This is a genomic window from Methylobacterium sp. 22177 (assembly GCF_052045615.1).
Taxonomy (GTDB): Bacteria; Pseudomonadota; Alphaproteobacteria; order Rhizobiales; family Beijerinckiaceae; genus Methylobacterium; species Methylobacterium radiotolerans.
In genome coordinates, this window is the sequence record NZ_JBQEPK010000005.1 from 55207 (window position 1) to 76340 (window position 21134).

Genomic DNA, 21134 nt, shown 5'->3' on the forward strand with positions numbered 1-21134 from the left:
GACCTTCCAGGAGGAGGATTCGGTTATCGAGGAAAGTGGTGCCGCAAGAGGGATTCGAACCCCCGACCCCCTCATTACGAATGAGGTGCTCTACCAGCTGAGCTATTGCGGCCCTGGCCCCGACGGGACCGTCAGCGACGCGCGGTGTCCGGCGCCGGACGTGGCAGGCTCATAGCGGCCCGGCCCGCGTAAGGCAAGGCCACAGCCGGCCCTCGCGGGCGTCAGACGGCCCGGTCCGCCGCCAATTCGTCCCGCAGGAATGCCGCCACCTCCGCGCGGTCCACGCCGGGGGCGATGAAGCTCTGGCCGATCCCCCGCGCGAGGATGAAGGTCAGCGCGCCGTCGCGGACCTTCTTGTCCTGGGTCATCGCGTCGAGGAGCGCCTCGACGTCGCCGCACCCGCCCGGGACGGCCTGCAGACGGGTCGGCAGGCCGGCGAGCGCGAGGTGGTTGGCGACGCGGCCGGCATCCTGGCCGGCGCAGAGCCCGAGCCGGGCCGAGAAGCGGAAGGCGAGGGCCATCCCGATCGCCACGCCCTCGCCGTGGACCAATCGGGCAGAATCGTAGCCGGTCAGGCGCTCCAGGGCGTGGCCGAAGGTGTGCCCGAGATTGAGCAGCGCACGCTCGCCGTCCTCCCGCTCGTCCCGGGTCACCACCGCGGCCTTGGCCCGGCAGCAGGACGCGACCGCCTGCTCGCGCTCCGGGCCGCCCGCGAAGATCCCGCGCCAGTTCGCCTCGCACCAGTCGAAGAAACCCGGATCGGCGATCAGCCCGTACTTGGCGACCTCGGCGTAGCCGGCGCGCATCTCGCGCTCGGACAGCGTGTCGAGCGCCGCCGTGTCGGCCAGGACGAGGCGCGGCTGGTGGAACGCGCCGATCAGGTTCTTGCCCAGCGGCGCGTTGATCCCGGTCTTTCCGCCGACCGAGGAATCGACCTGTGCGAGCAGGCTCGTCGGGACCTGCACGAAGCGCACGCCCCGCCGAAGAGTGGCGGCCGCGAAGCCCGCGAGGTCGCCGACCACGCCGCCGCCCAGCGCCACGACGAGGTCGCCGCGCTCGACCTTCAGGGCCAGGAGCCCGTCACAGACCTCCGCGTAGCCCGCGTAGGATTTGGAGGCCTCGCCCGGCGCCACCGTCACCACGCCCGCCTGAAGGCCGGCGCGCTCCAGGCTCGTCCGCAGCCGCGCGGCGTAGAGCGCGCCCACCGTCGCGTCCGTCACGATCGCCGCCCGGCGGCCCCCGAGCGCGGCGACGGCGGCGCCGGCCGTGTCGATCAGCCCCCGCCCGATCTGGATGTCGTAGGCGCGGCCGGCGTCGAGGGGCACGTGGACGGTCAGGAGGTCCGGACGGGGCTCGGTCATGGGTCGGTTCGCTCGGGTCTCACTGGGCGGCTACGGGGATGGATCCTTCGCCGCTGAGATGGGCATCCAGCGCCTCCAGCACGTCCTGGACGACCCGGTCGTGCGACACCTCCCGCGAGATGACCATCACGTCGGCGACGGCGTAGACCGGGTGGCGCACGGCCATCAGGTCCCGCATCGTCGCCTCCGGATCCTCGGTCTGCAGCAGCGGACGGTTGCCGCGCTTGCGCACGCGCCGCATCAGCACGTCCAGATCGGCCTTCAGCCAGACGGAGACCGCCGATTCCGCGATGCGCGCGCGGGTGGCCTCGCGCAGGTAGGCGCCCCCGCCGGTCGCCAGGACCAGCGGGCCGGCCCGCAGCAGGCGCGAGATCACCCGCTCCTCGCCGTCGCGGAAGCTCGGCTCGCCGTAGATCGCGAAGATGTCGGGGATCGTCAGGCCGGCCGCGGCCTCGATCTCGATATCGGCATCCTTGAAGATCAGCCCGAGGCGGCTCGCCAGGCGCCGGCCGACGGTGCTCTTGCCCGCCCCCATGAGGCCGACGAGCACGATCGAGCGCAGGCCGAGCGCGCGGCGCAGACGCGCCTCGATCGGTTCCCCCGCCTCCTCCCCGCTCATGGCCTCCTGCATCGGCTCCTGCATCGCATCCGTGCGGCGTCCCCGCCTCTCCACCGGCCCCCGCGCGCCTGTCGCCCGGGCAGCCACACATCCTGCGGCAGGCTCTTAGCGCGATTCAAGCGGCCTGCGAAACGCATCGCTGTGTCGTCGCGGGCCTTGTCAGCGCCTTGTTCACGTGGTCGAACCCGGGCACCGGCGGCGGCTCGCAGAAGGCCTTCGCCCGCCCCCTCTCCGCCGCCAGCGCCCGTCTGCCCGAGGTTCGACCGACGTGCCGACCCTGTTCCGTTTCTTTGCCACCCTCGCGATCCTGGCGGGTCTGGTCTACGCGGCCATGTTCGCGCTCGCGCATTTCGTCCAGCCGACGCCGCGGGAGATGAGCGTGACCATCCCCGCCTCGAAGCTGCAGCCGGGCAACCGTTGAGCGGGGCGGAGAGCGGCGGCGACGCCGCCCGGGCACCCCGTCCCGAGGTCGCCGAGTACCTCGACATGCTGGCCGCCGAGCGCGGGGCCGGCCTCAACACCCTGAGCGCCTACCGGCGGGACCTCGACGACTACCTCGGTTATCTCGCGCGCTCGGGCACGGCGCTCGGCGACGTGGATGCCGGCACGCTGCGAGCCTTCCTCATCGACCTCGAGACGAGGGGCCTGAAGGCGTCCTCGGCGGCGCGGCGCCTGTCCTGCGTCCGCGGTTTCCACAAGTTCCTGTACGCCGAGGGCGGTGCCGAGAGCGATCCGAGCGTCGCGGTGTCCGGTCCGCGCCGGGGACGCGCGCTCCCCAAGGTGCTGTCGATCGCGGAGGTCGACCGGCTGCTCGCCACGGCGCAGGCCGCCGCCGGCGCCGACCAGCCTCCGGGCCCGGCCCGCCGGGCGCGCCGGATGGTGTGCCTGCTCGAGCTGCTCTACGCCACGGGCCTGCGCGTCTCGGAACTGGTCGCCCTGCCCCGCACGGCGGGCGCGAGTCGCGAGCGCTACCTGATCGTCAGGGGCAAGGGCGGCCGCGAGCGCCTCGTGCCCCTGACCGAGGCGGCCCGCGCCGCCATGGCGGCGCATCTTCCGGCTGTGCCGGAGGATTCCCCGTGGCTGTTTCCCGCCGACAGCGACAGCGGCTACCTCACCCGGCAGGCCTTCGCCCGCGATCTCAAGGTGCTGGCCGCGGCGGCCGGTCTCCACCCGGACCGCGTGAGCCCCCACGTGCTGCGCCACGCCTTCGCCAGTCACCTCCTGCAGAACGGCGCCGATCTGCGCATCGTCCAAGAGCTTCTCGGCCATGCCGACATCTCGACGACGCAGATCTACACGCACGTGCTCGACGAGCGCCTGAAGGCGATGGTCCGCGATCTGCATCCGCTGATGGATCGCTGAGCGGTCCCGCGCGGAACGCCTGGCAACTCCTGGTGGGTCGCCCCAATTGTATAGGTTTAGCGAACTGCCTAAGAGTAGCCCCTCGCCATACCGGTACGCGAGCCCGTCTTTACCAGAGAGAGTTTTCCTATGTCAGGCCCCACGGCCTCGCAGGTCGGCATCGAGCCGGACCGGGCGGGGCACACGCGTGCCGACCAGCTTTCCCAGCAGGAGCGGCAGCGCCTCGACAACCAGCTGTGCTTCGCGGTCTACGCCGCCGCTCACGCCTTCGGCCGCGCCTACCGCAACCTTCTCGGGCGCCACGAACTGACGTATCCGCAATACCTCGTCCTGCTGGTTTTGTGGGAGCAGGACGGATTGTCGGTCAAGGAGATCGGGAACCGCCTGTTCCTGGACTCGGGGACGCTGACACCGCTCCTGAAGCGCCTGGAAGCCTCCGGGCGGGTGCGCCGCGCCCGCGACCGGGTCGACGAGCGTCAGGTCAGTATCTTCCTCACCGCCGCCGGCGAGGCCTTGCGCGATGAGCTCGCCTGCCTTCCCGACGAGGCGGGCGGCATGACCGGCCTCGATATCCAGGGCCGCAAGGATCTGCTTCACGATCTCGTCACCCTCAGGCTGAGCCTGCAGGCCGGGCTCATGCCTGATTGAGGCCGGCGCGCCTGGGCCGGGAGCGGCCGGGTGGCCGCTCCCGTCTGCGCGCGAGCCTGCGCCTCAGGACTGCGCCTCAGGACTGCGTCTTGAGGTAGGCGATGACGTCGTTGATCTTCTTGTCGTCGGGGTAGCCCTGGAAGATCATCTTGGTGCCGGGCACCTTCGCCTTCGGGTTCTTCAGCCACTCGTGCAGGTTGGCCTCGTCCCACGTGATGCCCGAGTTCTTCAGGGCGGCCGAGTAGTTGTAGCCCTCGTAGGTGCCCGCCTTGCGGCCGACGACGCCCTTCAGATCGGGGCCCACGCCGTTCTTCTGGAAGTTGTGGCACGCCTTGCAGGGGGCGAACGCCTTCTCGCCGGCGGCGGCGTCACCGGCCTCCTGGGCCTGCGCGGCGAGGGGCATGACGACGGCAAGGACGGCGCCGAAAACGAGTGAACGCATGGATTTCCTCCTGTTGGCCGCCGCTGCGGCAGCGATGCGGGCAGAGCTTGGCTGCCTGGAACAGCTCTAAATGAATCTGCCCGGCGGGCGCAACGGCCTAGTCTGGGATGGCCGTCGGCCGCGGGCCGATCTGCGGCCGTTCCAGGTCGCCGCTTCCCTCAACACCGCGTGATCGGATTGGCTCCGCGGGACGGCCGCGGCGCCGCTCTCTCAGGCCCCGTGATAGGTCCGGTACCAGTCGACGAAGTGCCCGATCCCCGTCTTCAGCGGTGTGGCGGGCCGGAAGCCGGCATCCCGCACGAGATCGTCGATGTCGGCGTAGGTCGCTGGAACGTCGCCGGGCTGCATCGGCAGAAGGATCTTCTCTGCTTTCCGGCCCAGCGCGTCCTCGAGGAGGGTGATCATCTCCAGGAGTGCCACCGGCTCGTTGTTGCCGATGTTGTAGATCCGGTAGGGCGCGGAGCTCGTTCCGGGATCCGGCGCCGCGCCGCTCCACGCGGGGTCCGGCGCGGCCGGCCGTTCCGCCAGCGCCTGGATCCCCGCGACGATGTCGTCGATGTAGGTGAAGTCCCGGAGCATCCGCCCCTCGTTGAACACGCGGATCGGCTCGCCCGCCAGGATGGCGCGGGTGAACAGGTACAGCGCCATGTCCGGCCGACCCCAGGGACCGTAGACGGTGAAGAAGCGCAGACCCGTGGTCGGCAGGCCGTAGAGGTGGCTGTAGCTGTGCGCCATCAGCTCGTTCGCCTTCTTGGTCGCGGCGTAGAGGCTGAGCGGATGGTCGACGTTCTGGTGCACCGAGAACGGCATCGCCGTGACGCCGCCGTAGACGGAACTGGAGGAGGCGTAGAGCAGGTGCCCCACACCGCCGTGGCGGCAGGCCTCGAGGATGTTCAGGAAGCCGACGAGGTTGCTCGCCGCGTAGGCGTGCGGATCGGTGAGCGAGTAGCGGACGCCGGCTTGGGCGGCGAGATGGATCACCGTGCGGAACGCGTGGCGGCGGAACAGCGCGTCGAGCCCGTCGCGGTCGGCGAGGTCGAGGCGCGCGAAGCTGTAGCCCGGGAAGCCCGCGAGGCGCTGCAGACGGGCTTCCTTGAGCCGCACGTCGTAGTAGGCGTTGACGCTGTCCAGGCCGACCACCGGCCGGCCGGCCTCGAGGAGGCGCAGGGCGAGCTGGTTCCCGATGAAGCCGGCGACGCCGGTGATCAGAACAGGTGGCAGGGACATGCGCGCGGACCGACGGGCTGACTGGCCGCCCCGGGATCGAGCCGCCCCGGGATCGAGCTGTAGCATGGGGTCGGTACGCGAGAAATCGGTCCGCTGCCGTGGACCTGCTCATGCCCCGCGCGGCTTGTCGCGCGGGCGCGTGACCCGCTAGGCTCGCGGCTGCCGTGCAGCCCGACCCCAGACCGCTCCCCGACAGCCTGACGCGTCTGCTCGCCGCGCCGAAGCCGCGCCCGGTCCGGGCGCGTCCGAAGCCTTCGCGGCAAGACGGTGCGCTACGGGCGCGGGAGCCGCACTCCGCGCATGCCGCGCTCGAGACGGCGATCCTCCGCGGGTTCGTGTTCGGTCTCTCGGGCCTCGTCTGGCTCGTCGTGCTGGCGCTGTCGGTCTGGCACATCGCGCACTGAGGACGGCCGTGGCCCTCGCGCGGGGCTGTGGATATCGGTGGTGCGCCGGTTCACCCGCGTCTTCATCAGTACGCGAACGGCCAAGTTCGCTATTGAGGCGGCCAGACCGGGGGCGGCTCGACGGCGAGGATGGGACGATGTCTCTGACGGGGCGTTTCTGGTTCCGGAAGACCTGGACGGGACGGCTGGTACTCCTGGTCGAGGAGGAGCGCCCTCGCTGGTTCGGCCGCGGGTCCGGCAAGCCGCGCTGGCGCAACGCCAAGCTCCTCGACTTCGCCGAGCCCGAATTGCGGCCGCTGATGGCGATGGAGAAGCAGCACCGCGCGGGCGGCGTCACCGGCCAGGTCCGGTCGCTCCGCCCGGTCCCGTCCGCGCCGGAGGCGCGGGCCGCGAACGGCTGAGGGCCGACGGGGCGGGTTGCGCCGAGGGCTGGTCCGGCGCGCGGCCGTCACCACCTGTAGCGGGTCGCTCCGCTCCAAGTGGCGCCCCCGCAACCGGTGAAGGCCATGCCGCGCTACTTCTTCCACACGCAGATCGGCGAGGACGTCATCTCCGATCCGACCGGGATCGAGCTGCGGGATCCGGACGCGGCCTGGGAGGCGGCGCGGGAGACGATCCGCGCCGCCCTGCGCCACCCGCAGGATCAGGCCCGGCTGATGACCGCGTGCCTCGTGGTCGCGGACGCCGACGGCGAGGTCGTGCTGGAATTCCCGTTCAGCGAGGCCGTGGCGCTGCCCGCGGACGGGACCCCGACGCGTCACTGAGATCGGCGACGCCCGCGTTCCGCGCCCTACATCGCGCCGCAGCCAACCGGAACGGAGCTGCGCCCGCATGGATACGCCACCGAACGACCTCGATGCCCGCGCCCTCGGCCGGGCCGCGCCCGCCAAGGGGCTGGCCCGGGAAGCCTGCCCCTACGCGGAGGGGACGGAGGCGCGCACGCTCTGGTTGTCCGGCTACGACGAGGCGCTGGCTGAGGGCGAGACGCCCGTCACCGGCGGTCTCGCCAAGCACCCGGTCGACGGATCGTCCCGCTGATGGAAGCCCGGACCGCACCGCATCCCGGCGCGCATCATCCCGCCCTCGACCGCAAGTCGGTCGGGGCCGTCGTCCTGGGCAACGCCCTCGAGTTCTACGATTTCACCGTCTACGCCTTCTTCGCCAAGCCGATCGGCGAGGCCTTCTTCCCGGCGAACGACCCGACCCACAGCCTGCTGGCATCGCTCGCCCTGTTCGGCATCGGCTACGTCATGCGGCCCATCGGCGGCGTGCTGATCGGCGCTTTCGCGGACCGGGCCGGCCGCAAGCCCGCGATGCTGATCACCATCGCGCTGATGGCGGTCGGCATGGTCCTGCTGGCCGCCTGCCCCTCCTACGCGACGATCGGCGGCTGGGCGCAGGTCATCGTCATTGCCGGCCGCCTCGTGCAGGGTCTCGCCCTCGGCGGCGAGGTCGGCCCCTCGACGGCCTTCCTGCTGGAAGCCGCGCCCCCGGACCGGCGCGGCTTCGTGACGAGCTGGCAGATCGCCAGCCAGGGCTGCGCGGCCCTGTTCGCCGGGATCGTCGCGACCGCCCTGGCGCTCGCGGTCGGCGATCAGGCGATGGCGCAGTGGGGCTGGCGGCTGATGTTCGCCCTCGGCCTGTGCGTCGTGCCGGTCGGCCTCGTCATCCGCAGTCACCTGCCCGAGACGGCCGGCGCCGAGGAGGATCCGCACGCGGCGGCCTCGACGACGGCGGTGGTCGGCCGGCTCCTGCGCGAGCACGGCCGCCTGCTGGGCCTGACCTTCCTGGTCATCGCGGCCTCGACCGTGTCGAACGCGGTCGGCACCAACATGCCGGTCTTCGCCGGCGCAACCCTCGGCCTGAGCGAGACCGCCGCCACGGCGGTGCCGATCGCGCTCGGGCTCGCCTCGGTGATCTTCCCGCTGCTCGGCGGCTGGCTGGCCGACCGGTACGGGCGGCGACCGGTGATGATCTGGCCGCGGGCGCTGATCCTGATCCTGGCGATCCCGGCCTTCGCCTGGGTGGTGCGGGCGCCGAGCGCCGCCAGCGTGTACGCGGTCACCTTCCTGCTCTCGGCCCTGTCGTCCATCAACGCCGCGGCGGTGATCGTCGGCATCCCCGAGGCCCTGCCCCGGGCGGTGCGCAGCGCCGGATTGTCGATCGTCTACGCGGTCTCCGTCTCGGTGTTCGGCGGCAGCACCAACTATGTGGTGAACTGGCTGATCGCCGCGACCGGCGACCGGCTCGCGCCGGCCTACTACCTCGCCGCGTTCAGCCTCGTCGGGACGATCGCGGCTGTCCTGCTGCCCGAGACGCGCGGGCGCGACCTCGACGCCGATTCCGAGGCGTGATCGGCAAATTCGGGTCATCGCGGATTATGTATGCACGGATCGCATCGCGGCGCCTCATCCATGCGTCCGACGCGGAGCCCGCGCCCCGGGTATGTGCGCTCGCGCACGGATCTCGCCGCGGAGGAGCCGGATGCCGTGTTCAACGCTAGGTAGGCAGGCGCGGCGGGCCTAGACCGGCGCGATGCCCACGCCCTCAGAGACGCGCCGCCCGCTGGTCCTCGCCGCGGTGATGGCGGCGATGTTCATGATCGCCATCGAGGCGACGATCGTCTCGACGGCGATGCCGCAGATCGCCGGCCAGCTCGGCGACCTCCACCTCTACGCCTGGGTGTTCGCCTCCTTCCTGCTGACCCAGACGGCCACCACGGTGGTGTTCGGCAAGCTCTCGGACCTGTACGGGCGTCGGCCGGTGCTGCTGTTCGGCATCGCGGTGTTCCTGGCGGGCTCACTCCTGTGCGGGCTCGCGTGGTCCATGCCCTCGCTGATCCTGTTCCGCCTCATCCAGGGCGTCGGCGCCGGGGCGATCCAGCCGGTGAGCCTGACCGTCGTCGGCGACCTGTACGCGGCGCGGGAACGCGGCCGGGTCCAGGGCTATCTCGCCAGCGTCTGGGGCATCTCCTCGGTGGCCGGCCCGCTGGTCGGCGGCCTGATCATCGGTCACCTGAGCTGGCCCTGGATCTTCTGGATCAACCTGCCGGTCGGCGTGATCGCGGCCGGCCTGTTCCTGCGCTTCCTCCACGAGGGCGTCGAGCGCCGCCCTCGCCAGATCGACGCGATCGGCGCGGCCCTGTTCACCGCCGCCATCGCGGCGCTGATGATCGCGCTGACCGAGGCGGGCGAGTCGGCCGAGGCCGCCCTGTGGCCGGCGCTGGCCTTCGTGGTGGCCGCGCTCCTGTTCGTCGTCCAGGAGCGGCGCGCGCCGGACCCGATGCTCGACATCCGCCTGTGGATGCAGCGCCCCATCGCCACCGCCAACACCGCGACGCTCCTCTCCGGCATGACGGTGATCGGGCTCACGGCGTTCCTGCCGATGTACGTGCAGGGCGTGCTGCGGCAATCGCCCCTGATCGCCGGCCTGACCCTGACCCTGATGGTGCTCGGCTGGCCGATCGGCGCCACTACGGCGGCGCGCAGCTTCGTCCGGTTCGGCCTGCGCCCCATCCTGCTGGTCGGCGCGACGCTCCTGCCCCTCGGCGCGGTCGCCTTCGTCGCGCTCGGAACGGACACCTCCCCGGTGGTGGCGGCCTGCGGCTCGGTCGTGATGGGGCTCGGCATGGGCTTCCTGTCCACCGCCGCCATCGTGATCATCCAGGACAGCGTCGCCTGGGCGCAGCGCGGGGCGGCGACGGCCTCGAACATCTTCTCGCGCAACCTCGGCTCGACGCTCGGCGCGACCGTCCTCGGGGCCGTGCTGAATTACCGGCTCGCCAATCCGTCGAGCGGCCCGGCGGTGAATTCCGATCAGCTCCGCCGCCTGCTCGACGATCCGGCAAGCCTCGGGGCCGGCGGGGAGGCGATCCGGGGCGGCCTGCAGCACGCGCTGCACGGCACGTTCTGGACGGTGTTCGCCGTGGCGGTGCTGACCCTGCTCCTGTCGCTGCTGGTCCCGCCGGTGGCGATCTCCGACCGGCCGCGCGAGCTCGCCGTGGAGTAGGCGGCGGAACCTTCCGATAGGACAGACGGCGCCGCTGTCGCGGCCAGCCCGGCTCGGGACGCGCACGAGCCCGTCTCCACAGCGGCCCTTTGACTGTCCCGCCGGAGCCCCCTAGCGTCCGGCCATGCCCCTCGTGCCGCCCCCGCGCCCCGCAGCCCAGCCCGCGGCGGACATCCCGCCGACCAGCGTGCTCAACGCGAACCAGCCGGAATGGTCGGTGGGCGAGCTCGCGGGCGCCCTGAAGCGCACCCTCGAGGACGCCTTCGGGCACGTCCGCCTGCGCGGCGAGATCTCGGGGTATCGCGGCCAGCACGGCTCGGGCCACGCCTACTTCTCCCTGAAGGACGGGCAGGCGCGGATCGACGCGGTGGTCTGGAAGGGCGTGTTCGGACGACTTCGCCAGAGACCTCAGGAGGGTCTGGAGGTCGTCGCCACCGGCCGTATCACGACCTTCGCGGGCAAGTCCTCGTACCAGATCGTCATCGAGAGCCTGGAGCCTGCCGGGCTCGGCGCCTGGATGGCGCTCCTGGAGGAGCGCAAGAAGCAGCTCGCCGCCGAGGGTCTCTTCGCGCCGGACCACAAGCGGCCGATCCCCTACCTGCCGCGGGTGGTCGGCGTCGTCACCTCGCCGACCGGCGCGGTGATCCGCGACATCCTCCACCGGCTGGAGGACCGCTTCCCCCGGCCGGTCCTGGTCTGGCCGGTGCGGGTTCAGGGCGACGGCGCGGCCGAGGAAGTCGCGGCCGCGATCCGCGGCTTCAACGCCCTCCCGGCCGGGGGCCCGATCCCGCGCCCGGACGTGCTCATCGTGGCCCGCGGCGGCGGCTCCATCGAGGATCTCTGGGCCTTCAACGAGGAGTGCGTCGTCCGCGCCGCCTTCGCGAGCGCGATCCCGCTGATCTCGGCGGTGGGGCACGAGACCGACACCACGCTGATCGACTACGTCTCGGATCGCCGCGCGCCGACCCCGACGGGCGCCGCCGAGATGGCGGTGCCGGTCCGCGCCGACCTGATCGCCACGGTGGCGGACCTGGCGGCCCGCGGCAGGGGAGCGGTCGGGCGCCGGATCGACCGCGACCGCTCCGACCTGCGCGCTCTCGGGCGCGCCTTGCCGAGCGCCGACGCCCTGCTGGCGGCCAAGCGCCAGCGGCTCGACCTCGCCGAGGCGCGCCTCGCCCCGGCGCTGGCGGCGGGCGCGAGCCGCCACCGCGCGCGGCTCCAGCTCCTGCTCGACCGGATGGCCCGGCGCTCGCCCGACGTGGCCCTCGCCAACGCACGCGCGCGGCTGGCGCGGATCGACCACCGGCCGCTCCACGCCCTGCGCAACGATGTCCAGCGCAAGGGCGAGGCCCTGATCCAGCTCGGGCGACGCCTCGTCGTCGCGCGCGAGGCCAGCCTGGAACGGGCCCGGGCGCTGCAGGCGCGCCGAACCGACCGGCTGCTCGCCCTGTCGGAGCGCCTCGCCCAGGCGGGTGCGCGCGGCATCGAGCGGCGCCGCGACCGGCTCGACGGTCTCGCGGGCCTGCTCGGCTCCCTGAGCTACCGCGCGGTGCTCGACCGGGGCTACGTGCTGGTGCGCGACGCCGCGGGGCTCCCCGTCCGCCGCGCGGCGGCGGCGGCGGCGGCGCAGCGTCTCAGCCTGCAATTCGCCGACGGGACCGTGACGGCCGTGCCCGACGGGACGGACGATCCGTCCTTGCCGGTCGATCCGTCCCGGCCGGCGAAGCCCGGACGTCGCGGCGGCGCGGCCGCACCGGCGGCGCCGGGCAAGCGGACCGGCACGCGCCCTGCCGCGACGCGGCAGGGATCGCTGTTCGACGCCTGAGACGACGGCCGGGGCCGGATGAAGGAACTGGGCCGAGCCCCCCACCGCGTCTCAGCTAGGCTCCGGGCCGACCCGATAGTGATAGCGGTACAACTCGTGCTCGAAGCCGAGGGTGCGGTAGAGCGCCCGTGCCGGCGTGTTCGCGGCGACGACCTGCAGGCAGGCGGCCCGGGCGCCCTCCGCCCGGCCCCAGCGCAGCAGCGCGCCGACCGCGCGCCGGGCATGGCCGCGGCCCCGCAGGGGTTCGGGCGTCGCCACCGCCTCGATGACCATCAGCTCGCGATCGAGCACCCCGAAGGCGATGGCGCCGATGCCGCCCTCGGCCGCGGCGGCCGCGAAGGCCCGCGGCAGGGCCAGGGCGTTGACGGTGTCGCGGAACACCTGCGCGGCCGCGGCATCGGCGCGGTTCACCGCGTCGCGCAGGGCCAGCCAGTCCGGCCCCGGCGCCGCGGCGACTGCCACCGTTGGATCGGGCGCGGTCGGCACGTCGTCGAGGGCGCGGATCAGCGTGCAGGTCTCGTCGACCACGGTGTAATCGCCGCCGGCGAGGAGCGGCTCCATCTGCGGCGCAATCGCCGGCACGCGGAAGATCGGGCGCTGTCCCAGGCGTCCGTAGATCGCGCGCGCGGCCTCGACGGCCGGTCCGGGCGCGCCGCTGCCGCGCATGGGGTTCACGGAATTCTGCCGCTTCGAGCGGCCTCCGGCGGCGCGCAGCAGATAACCGTGCACTAGGAGCTCGCGCGGGCTCGGCCAAGCGTTGAGGCAGGCCTCCTCCACGCGCCAGGCCTGTTCGAGATCCGCCATCGCCGCCTCCTCCGACCCTCCTGATCGCACGCGGTCACGACTGGGCCAACGGGTCCGGGACAAGACTTCGCGCATGCGGCGTCGCGTACGCTTGAAGCATTGTGGCGCCGCGCGATGTCTCGGCGATGTCTGAACCCGAAGTCCTGTTCTGCCTGCACTTCCTGGGCGGAAGTGCCCGAAGTTGGGAGCGTCTCGCGCGCGCCCTCGACGGGATGCCGTTGACTTGCGTGCCGGTAGACTTGCCGGGATTCGGCGACGCCGCGGACACGCCGGGCTATTCCGTCGCCGCGATGGCCGATCACGTGGCCGAGGCCATCCGCGCGCGGGCACCGGCGCGGTTCGGAATCGCCGGGCACAGCATGGGGGCCAAGGTGGCCCTGGCGCTCGCGCGCCGGGCCGAGGATGGCGAGGCGGGACTGACGGGCCTCACCGACCTCATCCTGGTCTCCGGCTCGCCGCCGAGCCCGGAGCCGATCCCGGAGGACCGGCGTGCCGAGATGCTCGCCTGGATCGACGCGGACCCCGAGACTCGGCGCCGCGAGGCCGAGGCCTTCGTGCGCGCCAACGTGGGCGACGGCCTGGATCCGGAGACCGAGGCGCGGGCGGTGGCCGACGTCCTGCGGGCCGAGCCCGCCGCCTGGAAGGCGTGGCTCGAGGAGGGCGCGAACGAGGATTGGTGCCGCCGCATCGGGATCCTGCGCACCCCGGCGCTGATCCTGGCCGGTTCCGAGGATGCCGACCTCGGGCCGGACGCGCAGCGGGCCCTCACGGTGCCCCATCTCGCGCACCATCACCTCGTCACCGTCGACGGCGTCGGCCACCTCCTGCCGCTGGAGCGACCCGCCGCCCTGGCCGACCACCTGCGCGCCCATCTCGGCGACCGGCCACGCCGGTCCGTGGAGGCCGGCCCGGCGGTCCCGCCGGACTACGCGGCGCTGATCGCCTCCGAACGGGTGAACAGCCGCCTGCGCGGCACCCTGGCGGCGCGCGTCGCGCCGGACGATCCCGCCTATCAACCGGCGGCCCTCGACGCGGTGGAGCTCGCGATCCTGCGGGCCGCCCTCGCCCGCGCGATGCCGGTTCCGCACCTCGATCTGGCCGCCCGCCTCGACCGGCGGCTGGCATCCGGCGACGGCGATGGCTGGCGCTTCGCGGCGCTGCCGCCGGACGCGGAGGCCTACCGCGCCGCCCTGCGCACCCTCGACGCCGCCGCCCGCGTCGCCCGGGACCGCCCCTTCGTCGCCCTCGACGCGGCCGAGCAGGACGGGCTGCTCACCCTGTGCGAGCGCGCGGGGCTGAAGGTTCCGGAGAGCCTCGGTGGACGCCTCGACGCCGACCGGATGCGGCTCTGGTTCGAGGATCTCCGTGCCGACGCGGTCCGTCTCTGGCTCGGCCACCCGGCAGCGCTGGCGCGGATCGGCTTCTCGGGCATCGGTGCCGGCGGCGACCGGCCGGGCGAGATCGCCGACGACCTGCCGGGCTTCCGCGCCGTCGGGCTCGACGCGCCGGAACCCTGGGAGCCACGGGCGCTGCGGACGGAGGCGGGACGATGAACCTCGCGGGGATGCGGACCTACCGCGCGGACGAGGTCGTCGACGCGGTCGTGGTGGGGACCGGCGCGGGCGGCGCGCCGCTCCTCGCGCGCCTCGCCGCTTCGGGGCTGAAGGTCGTGGCCCTGGAGGCCGGACCAAACTTCACGCCGGAGCGCTTCGCCTTCGACGAGACGCTCGCGGACGAGATCTACTGGACCGAGGAGCGGCTGAGCGGCGGCTCGACTCCGGAAGCCTTCGGGGCGAACAACAGCGGCACCGGCGTCGGCGGCTCGACGCTGCACTGGGGCGCTTTCGTGCCCCGGGCCGACGCCCGCGACCTGCGTCTGCACACGGAGTCGGGGGAAGGTGTCGACTGGCCGCTGACCTACGAGGACCTGCTCCCGTTCTACGAGCGGGTCGAGCGGTTCCTCGGCGTCTCGGGCGCGCAGAGCTACCCGTGGGATGCCGACCGCCGCTATCCCCTGCCCCCGGTCCCGCGCAACGGTCCGGCGCAGATCATGGCCCGGGCCTGCGAGGCCCGCGGCATCCGTTGGGCGGACGCGCCCGCCGCCGTGGTCTCGCGGGACTTCCAGTCCGAGGACGGACCGCGCCGCAACGCCTGCATCAATTGCGGCTTCTGCCACCAGGGCTGCCGCACGGGCGCCAAGGCCAGCATGGACGTGACCTACCTGCCCTACGCGGTCGCCCGCGGCGCCGAGATCCGGGCCGAGGCCTTCGTCCACGGCCTGGAGCGCGGCGCCGACGGCCGGATCACCGGCGTGGTCTACCGGCAGGACGGCGCGGAGCGGCGGCAGCGCTGCGGCGCGGTCTTCCTCTGCGCCGGGGCCGTGGAGACGCCGCGCCTGCTGCTCCATCTCGGGCTCGCCAATTCCAGCGGCCAGATCGGGCGCAACTACATGGGCCACGTGGCGACGCAGGTCTGGGGTACCTTCGACCACGAGGTGCGCATGAACCGGGGCTACCCGTCCTCGCTGATCACCGAGGACTTCGTCCGCGCCGGCGCCGACTTCGCGGGCGGCTACCTGATCCAGAGCCTCGGCGTGGTGCCGGTGACCTTCGGCAACTCGGCGGCGCGGGGGCGCGGCCTGTGGGGGCAGCCGCTCCTCGACTACCTCGACCGCTACAACCACCTCGCCGGCATCGGCATCAACGGCGAGACGCTGCCCTGCGACGCCAACGTGCTGACCCTCGCCGACGAGACCGACGCGCACGGGATGCGCAAGGCCCAGATCAGCTTCGGCTACAGCACCAATGAGAACCGCCTCAACGCGCACGCCACGAAGGTCATGCGCGGACTCTGGGAGGAGGCGGGGGCGGACGACATCTGGGTGCTGGAGCGCGTCGCCCACACCCTCGGAACCTGTCGGATGGGCCGCGACGGCTCGAGCGCCGTGGTCGACCCGCACGGCCGCAGCTTCGACATCGACAACCTGTGGATCTGCGACGGCTCGACCTTCCCGAGTTCGCTCGCGGCGAACCCGGCCCTGACCATCATGGCGCTCAGCCTGCGCAGCGCGGAGGCGTTCCTGGCCGGCGGCCCCTGAGTCGGCTCAGCCCGCGGCGACGCGCAGGTCCGCGAGCCCGCGCCGCTGGCGACCCGCCCCGTCGAAGTTCGACGGGTCCAGCCACGCCGCGAAGCCGGCGCGGACCCGCGGCCACTCGGCGTCGGTGATGGAGAACCACGCCGTGTCGCGGGAGCGGCCCTTCACCACCACGGCGTTGCGGAAGATGCCCTCGAAGGTGAAGCCGAGCCGCAGCGCCGCCGCCCGGGACGGGGCGTTGAGGCTGTCGCATTTCCACTCGTAGCGTCGGTAGCCGAGCTCGTCGAAGGCGCGGGCCATCATCAGCGCCATGGCCTCCGTGGCGGCGGGCGCCCGCTGCAGCCGCGGGCCGAAGTGGAGGTGGCCGACCTCGATCACGCCGTTGCCGGGATCGATCCGGAGATACGAGGCGATCCCGAGGGCGTCGCCGCTCGCGGGATCCAGGATCGCGTGGAACAGCGGGTCCTCGCTCGCCTGCTGCGTCGCCAGGCGCGCCCGATAAGCCTCCGCGCTCTCCGGCATCTCGTCGCCGAGATAGGTCCAGCCGCGCGTGTCGGGGGCGGCGCTGTAGGTGGCGTAGAGCGCGTCCGCGTGCGCCGCGGCGTCGAGGGGTACCAGCCGGCAGAACCGGCCCTCCATCGGCGCGCGGGGCGGACGCGGGCGCGGGCTCCAGTCCGGCAAGGCCTGGCCGATGGGCTGGCCGAAGCCGTTGAGGCGCGCGCTCACAGCCCGCTCCGCTCGGCGACCAGCCCGGCGAGACCCGCCTCGCCCTCGGCGCGCAGCCCCGCGATGACCCCGTGTCGGTCGGCCTCGGGCCTGTTCTGGCTCATCTTCCACTTTCCCTCGATCCGCGTGATCGGAATCTCGATGCCGAGGATCCCCCGGACCTGCGCGGCCACGAAGGGCGCCGGCGCGTCCGCGACCGCCCACGGCTCGGCCCGGGGCGCCTCACGCAGGGCGGTGAGGTCGGCGATCTGGCGCCCGAGCCAGTCCGCATCCTCGATCACCCGCGGCCGGCCCCAGGCGTGGACGGTGGCGTAGTTCCAGGTCGGGACCACCCGGCCGTGCTCGCTCTTGCTCGCGTACCAGCTCGGCGTGACGTAGCCCTGAGGCCCCTGGAACACGACCAGGCACTCTTCCGCCGCGGCGAGATCCTGACCCTGCGGGTTGGCGCGGGCGAGGTGCGCCCGCAGCACCCCGTGGGGACCGGCATCGTCCAGCAGGAACGGGATCGGGTTGGCCGTCAGGCCACCCGCCCCGGCGGTCACCAGCAGGCCGAGCGGGTTGGCGCGGATCAGCGCGTGCTGCGCGGCGCGGGAATCGTCCCGGAAATGCGGCGGCTGGTACATGGGCCTGTCCTGCGGCGGTCGTGCGGACCCGTGCTTGACCGTTCGGCGGTCCAGGCGAAAGGTCCAATTCTCGAACTGCGACTGGACCAATTCGCTGCATGGCCCGGGCTCCCCTGCCCCTGACGCTGACCCTCGACGCCGCGGCCGCGGCGCCGCTGCACGCCCAGCTCCGGGAGGCTCTGCGCGCGGCGATCCTCGAACGCCGGCTGCCGCGCGGGGCCCGGCTCCCGGCCTCGCGGGTCCTGGCCGCCGACCTCGGCTGCGCGCGCGGCACCGTCGTCCTGGCGCTGGAGCAGCTGACCGCCGAGGGCTACCTGACGGCGCGGCCGGGCTCCGCGACGCGCGTCGCCGCGACCTTGCCGGACGACGCGCTGCCGGCGCCCGGTCCGCTCCGGCGGCCGGGCACCGAGCCGGCCCCGAACCTGTCCCGGCGGGGCACCCGCCTCGTGGCCGCGCCGCCGCGGCGCTACATGGCGGGTCCGGCGGTGCCGGACGCTTTCGCCCTCGGCCGGCCGGCCCAGGACGCCTTTCCGTTCGAGGTCTGGGGCCGCCTGCTGCAGGCCGAATGGCGCCACGGCCCGACCGAGCGGCCGGACCCGCGCGGCTCGCCGGCCCTGCGCGGCGCCATCGCCGCCTATCTGGGCCAAGCGCGCGGCGTCGCCTGCGAGGCCGACGACGTCATCGTCACCGCGGGCATCCGCCAGAGCCTGCGCCTGCTCGCCGAGCTGCTCCTGGATCCCGGCGAGGCCGCCCTGGTCGAGGAGCCCGGCTTCCCCGGCATCGCGCAGGCCCTCGCCAGCGCGGGCCTGAACCCGATCCCTGTCCCGGTCGGTCCCGGGGGCCTGTCGGTGACCCCGGCCGCCGCGCGGACGCCCGGCGCGCGGCTCGCGGTGGTGACGCCGGCCCACCATTACCCCCTCGGGCACGCCATGAGCCTGGAGAACCGCCTCGACCTCCTGGCCTGGGCCGAGGCGGTCTCGGGCTGGGTCGTGGAGGACGATTACGACGGCGCCTACCGCTATGCCGGGCGCCCGCTCGCGCCCCTGCGCACCCTCGATCGCGGCGGCCGGGTGATCTACGTCGGCAGCTTCTCGAAGCTGCTGCTGCCCGCCCTCGGCCTGAGCTACCTCGTGCTGCCCCGCGGCCTCGTGGCACCCGTCAATCAGGCGCTGGCCGAGACGGGCCCCGCCCCGCCCGGGATCGGCCAGTGGGCGCTGGCGCGCTTCATCGAGGACGGACACCTCGCCGGTCATCTCCGGCGGACCCGCCGCCTCTACGCCCTGCGCCAGGAGGCGCTGATCGAGGCCGCGTGCCGCCACGCCGGGGACGTCGCGGCGGTCGCCGCCATGGAGGGCGGGATGCACGTCATCGCCCGGCCGGGGCCGGCCTGGGGCCCGGCCCTGAGCGACGTGGCCGCCGCGGCGGCGCTCGGGCGCGCGGGGATCTCGGCGGTCGCGCTCTCGGCCTACCACGCCGGGCCGGCGGAGCCGGGCCTGCTCCTCGGCTACGCCGCCGTGCCGGAGCGGGCGATCGAGCCGGCCGTGCGGCGCTTGGCGGAGACCCTGCGCGGTGCGCCGGATCCCCGTCCGAACGGCCACCCTCGAGACGCGCTCAGTGCACGATCGCGCCCGTCTCCATGAACCGGTTCAGCCGCTCGATCAGCGGCGCGACCATCACCCGCTCGAGCTGCGGCAGCAATCCGCGCCGCGCGTGGGCCACGTTGGCCTCGGCCTGTTCCCGGGCGAGGCGATGCCAGCGTGCCCGGTCGTCCCGGCACGCGGCCCAGGCGCGCTCGATCGACCGGAACACGAGCGGCAGGCGCTCGGCCGGGTCGGGCACGAGGTCGTAATGGTGGTCGATCAGGCCGCCGAAGGTCTGGAAGCCCAGCTCGGACAGCCGCTCCACGGCGCGCGGCGCGCCCACCGTCACGAAGGGCAGGCCCGTCGCCGCCGCCTTGAGGGACTTCTCGGTGATCCGCTCGACGCCCGGCTCGAAGAAGTCGGTCTCCGAGATGACCGTGAGGTCGCACGCCGCGTAGGCGCGGGTGTCCAGGGTCATGACCATGTCGGTGCCCTGATCGGCATCGATCCGCCGCGCCCGGCGCGGGATCCAGCTGCCGACATCGGCGAGCAGCGGCCCGAAGGCCGCCTCGATCTCCGGCGGCGCGTGGAAGACGTTGATGCCGCCGGCCTTCGGGTTGTCCTCGCCGATGCCGTGGAAGGAGATCAGCCCGTCCCGGTCCAGCCCGCTGAGCTGGAACCAGCGGTAGAGCAGCACCCGGTGCCAGCGCAGGGCCGCGTTCTGGCAGAGGAACCGGGCCGGGCCGGCGGCGCGGGCGAAGGGCGCGTAGCCGGTGCGGTCGAGGCGATGCTGGGGGAAGAGCCGCGGACCCGCGGCGTCGTCCAGCCAGAGGGCGACCTGGAGCGGGAAGAACTCGAAGATCCAGAACCGCAGGCCCTCGCCGTAGAGGCGCTCGTAGTCGAGCCGCAGCAGCCGGTTCTGCGTGACCAGGATCACCCGCTCGCGCGGGATCGCGCGTTCTTCGAGGTTCCGGTGCAGTGCCTCGAAGGTCGGCGCGTGCAGGCCCGGCCCCTCGTTCGAGAGGTCGAGGAGCAGCGCGGCGCGCCCGGCGCGGAGGTTCTCGGCATCCCCCGGTTCGAGGAGGTCGAGGCGCCCGTTCGCCTCCGGGAAGCCGAGGCGCACGAAATCGAGGACCGGCAGGCAGAGGACGTGGTTCGCCGGGCCGGGTTGGGTGGTGACGGTGACCCGCTTGCCCAGCCAGCCGAGGGCCGCCGGCAGGAAGTGCCCGGCCTCGCCCCGGGGAACGAGCAGGATCTCGGACGGGACTGGCCCGGATAGGACTTGGCTCATCGTGACGCCCGCGCGGCCGGTTCGGACGCGGTCCGCCGCCGCGGGACCGCGCCGAGCCGGATAATGCCTCGGCGCGGGGGCGTCGAGGTCAGGCCGGGACCGGCTCGGCGGCGCGCACCGGGGTCGGCCCGGCCCGGTAGGCCGCCGAGGCCTCCTCGGTCCGCCAGCAGGCGACGCGGTGGCCGGGCGCGATCTCGGCGACCGGCGGCATCTCGCGGCGGCAGCGCTCCTCGGCCAGGAAGCAGCGCGGCGCGAACGGGCAGCCCGGCGGGCGGTTCGCGAGATCCGGCGGGCTGCCCGGGATGGTCTCGAGCCGCGAGCCCTTGGCGAGCGCCCCTTCCGCCCGGCTGCGCAGCAGGCCGATCGTGTAGGGGTGGTGCGGGTTCAGCACCACCTGATGCGCCGTGCCGGTCTCGACGATCTTGCCCGCGTACATCACGGCGATCCGGTCGGCGACCTCCACGGCCGCGCCGAGGTCGTGGGTGACGATCACGATCGACAGGCCGAGGTCGCGCTGCAGCTCGCGCAGGAGCAGCAGCACCTGGATCTGCACCGTGGCGTCGAGCGCCGTCGTCGGCTCGTCGGCGAGCAGCACCTGCGGCCGGCAGGCCAGCGCGAGCGCGATCATGGCCCGCTGGCGCATCCCGCCCGACATCTCGTGCGGGTAGTTGTCGAGGCGCCGCTCCGGGCTCGGGATCCGCACCCGCTCGAACAGGGCGAGCGCCCGCTTGCGGGCCTCGTCCCTGGAGATCGTCTCGTGCCGCAGGATCGCCTCGGTGATCTGCCGGCCGACCGTGTAGACCGGGTCGAAGGCGAGCAGCGGCTCCTGGAAGATCATCGAGACGTCGCCGCCGCGGAAATCGGCGAGCTGGCGTCGGGTCAGCGCCTGCACGTCCTTGCCGGCGGCCCGGATGCCGCCCTCGATCCGGCTGCGCCCCTCCGGGAACAGCCGCAGGATCGCCCGCAGGGTCACGCTCTTGCCGGAGCCGGATTCGCCGATGAGCGCCAGCGCCTGGCCGCGCTCCAGGGTCAGGTCGACGCCGTCGACGACCTGGACCTTGCCGAAGGCGACGCGCAGGTCCTTCAGGGCGACCGCGGGTTCTGAACCGGACATCGGGGT

Annotated in this window: 22 protein-coding genes and 1 tRNA gene; 13 read left to right on the top strand and 10 right to left on the bottom strand. The window is 73.3% G+C overall.

Going from position 1 to position 21134, the window contains the following annotated elements; all coding sequences use genetic code 11:
- Nucleotides 1–36: 36 nt before the first annotated feature.
- From ACTJK8_RS07550 to ACTJK8_RS07560, 3 genes are all read right to left on the bottom strand, one after another.
- Nucleotides 37–112 (bottom strand) — tRNA-Thr (locus ACTJK8_RS07550).
- Nucleotides 113–221: 109 nt separating this feature from the next.
- Entirely contained in the window at nucleotides 222–1361 is a 1140-nt protein-coding gene (gene aroB, locus ACTJK8_RS07555) for a 3-dehydroquinate synthase (RefSeq protein WP_024831011.1), read from the bottom strand.
- 19 nt (nucleotides 1362–1380) lie between these two features.
- Nucleotides 1381–2004 (bottom strand): shikimate kinase, encoded by a 624-nt coding sequence (locus ACTJK8_RS07560; RefSeq protein ID WP_245364354.1) that lies wholly within the window; start codon nucleotides 2002–2004, stop codon nucleotides 1381–1383.
- 244 nt (nucleotides 2005–2248) lie between these two features.
- Here ACTJK8_RS07560 and ACTJK8_RS07565 point away from each other — a divergent pair, with 244 nt between their 5' ends.
- The 3 genes from ACTJK8_RS07565 (at nucleotide 2249) to ACTJK8_RS07575 (ending at nucleotide 3990) form a co-directional block, all read left to right on the top strand.
- Entirely contained in the window at nucleotides 2249–2401 is a 153-nt protein-coding gene (locus ACTJK8_RS07565; protein ID WP_012317685.1) for a hypothetical protein, read from the top strand.
- Nucleotides 2398–3342 carry a site-specific tyrosine recombinase XerD gene (locus tag ACTJK8_RS07570; protein ID WP_024831012.1) on the top strand — a complete coding sequence of 315 codons (945 nt, stop codon included), beginning with the start codon at nucleotides 2398–2400 and terminating at the stop codon, nucleotides 3340–3342. Before ACTJK8_RS07565 ends, ACTJK8_RS07570 begins: the two co-directional genes overlap by 4 nt.
- Nucleotides 3343–3471: 129 nt before the next feature.
- The gene (locus tag ACTJK8_RS07575; RefSeq protein WP_012317683.1) at nucleotides 3472–3990 is read left to right on the top strand and encodes a MarR family winged helix-turn-helix transcriptional regulator; all 519 of its coding nucleotides are present in this window, start codon (nucleotides 3472–3474) and stop codon (nucleotides 3988–3990) included.
- A gap of 76 nt (nucleotides 3991–4066) precedes the next feature.
- Here the strand turns inward: ACTJK8_RS07575 and ACTJK8_RS07580 are convergent, their stop codons facing one another.
- A complete protein-coding gene (locus ACTJK8_RS07580) occupies nucleotides 4067–4432 on the bottom strand; it encodes a c-type cytochrome (protein WP_024831013.1) in 366 nt (121 codons plus the stop codon).
- Between the two features lie 210 nt (nucleotides 4433–4642).
- Entirely contained in the window at nucleotides 4643–5659 is a 1017-nt protein-coding gene (locus ACTJK8_RS07585; RefSeq protein ID WP_024831014.1) for an NAD-dependent epimerase, read from the bottom strand.
- A 164-nt stretch (nucleotides 5660–5823) separates the two neighbouring features.
- On the opposite strand from ACTJK8_RS07585, the gene ACTJK8_RS07590 reads away from it, so the two are divergent.
- The 7 genes from ACTJK8_RS07590 (at nucleotide 5824) to xseA (ending at nucleotide 11896) form a co-directional block, all read left to right on the top strand.
- Nucleotides 5824–6063 (top strand): hypothetical protein, encoded by a 240-nt coding sequence (locus ACTJK8_RS07590; protein WP_012317680.1) that lies wholly within the window; start codon nucleotides 5824–5826, stop codon nucleotides 6061–6063.
- Between the two features lie 137 nt (nucleotides 6064–6200).
- Complete coding sequence (locus tag ACTJK8_RS07595) at nucleotides 6201–6464, top strand: hypothetical protein (protein WP_012317679.1); 264 nt, start codon at nucleotides 6201–6203, stop codon at nucleotides 6462–6464.
- A 105-nt stretch (nucleotides 6465–6569) separates the two neighbouring features.
- Nucleotides 6570–6827 carry a DUF6894 family protein gene (locus tag ACTJK8_RS07600; RefSeq protein ID WP_012317678.1) on the top strand — a complete coding sequence of 86 codons (258 nt, stop codon included), beginning with the start codon at nucleotides 6570–6572 and terminating at the stop codon, nucleotides 6825–6827.
- Between the two features lie 67 nt (nucleotides 6828–6894).
- Nucleotides 6895–7101: a ribosome modulation factor gene (locus ACTJK8_RS07605; RefSeq protein ID WP_012317677.1), complete on the top strand. Its 207-nt coding sequence runs from the start codon at nucleotides 6895–6897 to the stop codon at nucleotides 7099–7101.
- On the top strand, nucleotides 7101–8417 hold the full coding sequence (locus ACTJK8_RS07610; RefSeq protein ID WP_440761760.1) for an MFS transporter: 1317 nt from the start codon (nucleotides 7101–7103) through the stop codon (nucleotides 8415–8417). Before ACTJK8_RS07605 ends, ACTJK8_RS07610 begins: the two co-directional genes overlap by 1 nt.
- Before the next feature lie 181 nt (nucleotides 8418–8598).
- Nucleotides 8599–10071, top strand: coding sequence for an MDR family MFS transporter (locus ACTJK8_RS07615; RefSeq protein WP_012317675.1), 1473 nt, complete (start codon nucleotides 8599–8601; stop codon nucleotides 10069–10071).
- A 124-nt stretch (nucleotides 10072–10195) separates the two neighbouring features.
- Nucleotides 10196–11896: an exodeoxyribonuclease VII large subunit gene (gene xseA, locus ACTJK8_RS07620; protein WP_012317674.1), complete on the top strand. Its 1701-nt coding sequence runs from the start codon at nucleotides 10196–10198 to the stop codon at nucleotides 11894–11896.
- Nucleotides 11897–11947: 51 nt separating this feature from the next.
- Here xseA and ACTJK8_RS07625 read toward each other — a convergent pair whose 3' ends face one another.
- The gene (locus ACTJK8_RS07625; RefSeq protein WP_012317673.1) at nucleotides 11948–12700 is read right to left on the bottom strand and encodes a GNAT family N-acetyltransferase; all 753 of its coding nucleotides are present in this window, start codon (nucleotides 12698–12700) and stop codon (nucleotides 11948–11950) included.
- 125 nt (nucleotides 12701–12825) lie between these two features.
- On the opposite strand from ACTJK8_RS07625, the gene ACTJK8_RS07630 reads away from it, so the two are divergent.
- Both ACTJK8_RS07630 and ACTJK8_RS07635 read left to right on the top strand, forming a co-directional pair.
- On the top strand, nucleotides 12826–14253 hold the full coding sequence (locus ACTJK8_RS07630; protein ID WP_012317672.1) for an alpha/beta hydrolase: 1428 nt from the start codon (nucleotides 12826–12828) through the stop codon (nucleotides 14251–14253).
- Entirely contained in the window at nucleotides 14250–15797 is a 1548-nt protein-coding gene (locus tag ACTJK8_RS07635) for a GMC family oxidoreductase (protein WP_012317671.1), read from the top strand. Before ACTJK8_RS07630 ends, ACTJK8_RS07635 begins: the two co-directional genes overlap by 4 nt.
- Nucleotides 15798–15803: 6 nt before the next feature.
- Here ACTJK8_RS07635 and ACTJK8_RS07640 read toward each other — a convergent pair whose 3' ends face one another.
- Both ACTJK8_RS07640 and ACTJK8_RS07645 read right to left on the bottom strand, forming a co-directional pair.
- The gene (locus ACTJK8_RS07640; RefSeq protein WP_043073155.1) at nucleotides 15804–16520 is read right to left on the bottom strand and encodes a GNAT family N-acetyltransferase; all 717 of its coding nucleotides are present in this window, start codon (nucleotides 16518–16520) and stop codon (nucleotides 15804–15806) included.
- Entirely contained in the window at nucleotides 16517–17143 is a 627-nt protein-coding gene (locus tag ACTJK8_RS07645; RefSeq protein ID WP_012317669.1) for an FMN-binding negative transcriptional regulator, read from the bottom strand. Before ACTJK8_RS07645 ends, ACTJK8_RS07640 begins: the two co-directional genes overlap by 4 nt.
- Before the next feature lie 98 nt (nucleotides 17144–17241).
- Between ACTJK8_RS07645 and pdxR the strand changes: the two genes are divergently transcribed.
- Nucleotides 17242–18783, top strand: coding sequence for a MocR-like pyridoxine biosynthesis transcription factor PdxR (gene pdxR / locus ACTJK8_RS07650; protein ID WP_070998578.1), 1542 nt, complete (start codon nucleotides 17242–17244; stop codon nucleotides 18781–18783).
- On the opposite strand, the gene ACTJK8_RS07655 is transcribed toward pdxR, so the two are convergent.
- Complete coding sequence (locus tag ACTJK8_RS07655; RefSeq protein ID WP_234741324.1) at nucleotides 18755–20014, bottom strand: hypothetical protein; 1260 nt, start codon at nucleotides 20012–20014, stop codon at nucleotides 18755–18757. The genes pdxR and ACTJK8_RS07655 overlap by 29 nt on opposite strands.
- Before the next feature lie 88 nt (nucleotides 20015–20102).
- Nucleotides 20103–21128: an ABC transporter ATP-binding protein gene (locus ACTJK8_RS07660; RefSeq protein ID WP_043073152.1), complete on the bottom strand. Its 1026-nt coding sequence runs from the start codon at nucleotides 21126–21128 to the stop codon at nucleotides 20103–20105.
- Nucleotides 21129–21134 lie beyond the last annotated feature (6 nt).